This is a genomic window from Endozoicomonas sp. ONNA2 (assembly GCF_024606365.1).
Classification (GTDB): domain Bacteria; phylum Pseudomonadota; class Gammaproteobacteria; order Pseudomonadales; family Endozoicomonadaceae; genus Endozoicomonas.
This window is the reverse complement of record NZ_JAHHPO010000417.1, coordinates 1-2,649: the sequence shown is the minus strand read 5'-3', so window position 1 is coordinate 2,649 and position 2,649 is coordinate 1. Positions and strand designations below refer to the sequence as shown.

The window sequence follows — 2,649 nt, the reverse complement described above, 5'->3', positions numbered from 1 at the left end:
TGGTGGATGGCATCGCCCATATTCACGCCTCTTTTAACAACACTATCGTGACAATTACCGACCGCCAGGGTAATGCACTTTCATGGGCAACTGCAGGTGGCTCCGGTTTCCGTGGTTCCCGCAAGAGCACGCCATTTGCTGCGCAGGTCGCAGCTGAGCGAGCCGGACGTGCTGCCGCTGAGTTTGGTCTGAAGAATTTGGACGTAAATGTCAAAGGGCCTGGTCCAGGCCGTGAATCCGCTGTACGCGCACTCAACGCCTGTGGTTTCCGGATCAATAACATCACTGATGTTACCCCGATCCCACACAACGGTTGTCGTCCGCCCAAGAAGCGTCGTGTATGAGCAGGAGAGCGGTAAATGGCTAGATATAAAGGTCCCAAGTGCAAACTGTCTCGTCGTGAAGGCACTGATCTCTTCCTGAAGAGTGGCGTGCGTGCGCTCGAGTCAAAGTGCAAGGCAGAAAATGCCCCCGGCCAGCATGGCCAGCGTCGTGGTCGACTTTCAGACTACGGTGTCCAACTGCGTGAAAAGCAAAAAGTTCGTCGTATCTACGGTGTACTGGAAAAGCAGTTCCGTAACTATTATAAGGAAGCTGACCGACTGAAGGGGGCAACTGGCTCAAACCTGTTGCAACTTCTGGAGTCTCGCCTTGATAATGTGGTTTACCGCATGGGATTCGGTTCCACCCGTGCAGAAGCACGCCAGCTGGTCAGCCACAAAGCTGTCATGGTTAATGGCAAGACTGTAAACATCCCGTCTTACCAGGTTAAGCCTGGTGACGTTGTTGCTATCCGTGAAAAGGCAAAGAACCAGCTGCGCATCAATGCAGCGCTTGAACTTGCTGCCCAGCGTGGTTTCTCCATCTGGGTGGAAGTGGACGCCAACAAAAAAGAAGGTATCTTCAAGACGCTGCCCGAGCGGAGTGATCTGGCGGCCGACATCAACGAGAGCTTGATCGTCGAGCTGTACTCCAAGTAAGGGATAGACAGTTAGGTGGGGTGTAACATCCATGCAGAATTCGGTAACTGAATTTCTAACCCCTCGACACATTGATGTTGAGGAAATCAGTCTGACGCGGGCAAAGGTCACCCTGGAGCCGCTGGAACGTGGCTTTGGGCATACCTTAGGCAATGCCCTGCGTCGTATCCTTCTTTCCTCCATGCCCGGCTGTGCCGTGACTGAGGCAGAGATTGATGGCGTGCAGCATGAATACAGTGCCATTGAAGGGGTTCAGGAAGACGTTATTGAAATCCTGCTCAACCTCAAGGGGCTGGCAATTCGCATGACTGGCCGTGACAGCGTCACTTTGACTCTGGGCAAAAGCGGCGAGGGTGTTGTAACTGCTGCTGACATCCAGCTGGATCACGATGTTGAAATCGTGAATCCTGATCATGTTATTGCCCACATGAATGACAAGGGCAAGCTCTACATGAAGCTGAAGGTTGCTCGTGGTCGCGGGTATGAATCAACCGACAGTCGTCGTCACGACGAAGAGGAAACTCGCGCTATCGGCCGTCTGCAGTTGGATGCCACCTATAGCCCTGTATACCGTGTTTCCTATGTCGTAGAAAGTGCTCGTGTAGAACAGCGTACTGACCTCGACAAGCTGGTGATCGACCTGGAAACCAATGGTACGCTGGACCCTGATGAAGCCATCCGCCGTGCTGCTACCATTTTGCAACAGCAGCTGGCGGTGTTTGTGGATCTGGAAGGTGAGTCCGAGCCGGAGCCTGTAAAGGTAGAAGACGAGGTTGATCCGATTCTTCTCCGTCCGGTTGATGATCTCGAGCTGACGGTACGTAGTGCCAACTGTCTGAAGGCAGAGAACATCTACTACATTGGTGACCTGATCCAGCGCACTGAAGTTGAGCTGCTCAAGACCCCGAATCTGGGTAAGAAGTCCCTGACAGAGATCAAGGACGTTCTGGCCTCCCGTGGTCTGAGCTTGGGTATGCGTCTTGATAACTGGCCACCGGCCAGTTTGAAGAGTGACGATAAGGTTTCTGCTTAATTGCAGTCAGTAGCCGCCACTGTTGCAGAAACAGAAGCGGCTCTTGGTAAAAAGAGGAAGTTTGTGCCATGCGTCATCGTAAAAGTGGCCGCAAGCTTAACCGGAACAGTTCTCATCGCAAAGCGATGTTCAAGAATATGGCTGCTTCCCTGGTTGAGCACGAAGTAATCAAGACAACACTGCCAAAGGCGAAAGAGCTGCGTCGTGTTGCTGAACCGCTGATCACCCTGGCCAAGGAAGACAGCGTCGCTAACCGTCGGCTTGCGTTCGATCGTCTTCGCAACAAGGCTGCGGTAGGCAAGCTGTTTACTGATCTGGGTCCGCGTTTCAAGGAGCGCCCGGGCGGTTATATCCGCATCATCAAGTGCGGGTTCCGTCATGGTGACAACGCGCCAATGGCTTATGTCGAGTTGTTGGACCGTCCTGATTTTGAAGCAGTGTCTGCTGATAACGAATAAGCCAGAATAAGCTGGGTTATCCCGGCTTTTTTGACCCCGCCCCGTTTTCATACCCTTTTCCTGCGCATTCCAAGCATTTCGCCTTCCATAAGGTAAATCAAAAGCAAGTTTAATTTACCTCCAGGTAAGTAGCTAACCATATGAAATCATATATTTCTGACTCCTTGTGCTGGCACTG

General features: G+C 52.3%; 4 protein-coding genes. All 4 read left to right on the top strand.

The window, feature by feature from the left end:
• Positions 1–2: 2 nt before the first annotated feature.
• The 4 genes from rpsK (at position 3) to rplQ (ending at position 2,471) form a co-directional block, all read left to right on the top strand.
• Complete coding sequence (gene rpsK, locus KDK14_RS07530) at positions 3–344, top strand: 30S ribosomal protein S11 (protein WP_257264453.1); 342 nt, start codon at positions 3–5, stop codon at positions 342–344.
• Between the two features lie 15 nt (positions 345–359).
• A complete protein-coding gene (gene rpsD / locus KDK14_RS07525) occupies positions 360–980 on the top strand; it encodes a 30S ribosomal protein S4 (protein ID WP_257264451.1) in 621 nt (206 codons plus the stop codon).
• A gap of 31 nt (positions 981–1,011) precedes the next feature.
• On the top strand, positions 1,012–2,013 hold the full coding sequence (locus KDK14_RS07520) for a DNA-directed RNA polymerase subunit alpha (protein WP_257264449.1): 1,002 nt from the start codon (positions 1,012–1,014) through the stop codon (positions 2,011–2,013).
• A gap of 68 nt (positions 2,014–2,081) precedes the next feature.
• Positions 2,082–2,471 carry a 50S ribosomal protein L17 gene (rplQ, locus tag KDK14_RS07515; RefSeq protein ID WP_257264448.1) on the top strand — a complete coding sequence of 130 codons (390 nt, stop codon included), beginning with the start codon at positions 2,082–2,084 and terminating at the stop codon, positions 2,469–2,471.
• Positions 2,472–2,649 lie beyond the last annotated feature (178 nt).

Excerpts from the sequence above, each read along its gene's own strand:
- rpsD (WP_257264451.1), top strand. The coding sequence starts at position 360 with ATGGCTAGATATAAAGGTCCCAAGTGCAAACTGTCTCGTCGTGAAGGC.
- rplQ (WP_257264448.1), top strand. The coding sequence starts at position 2,082 with ATGCGTCATCGTAAAAGTGGCCGCAAGCTTAACCGGAACAGTTCTCAT.
- KDK14_RS07520 (WP_257264449.1), top strand. The coding sequence starts at position 1,012 with ATGCAGAATTCGGTAACTGAATTTCTAACCCCTCGACACATTGATGTT.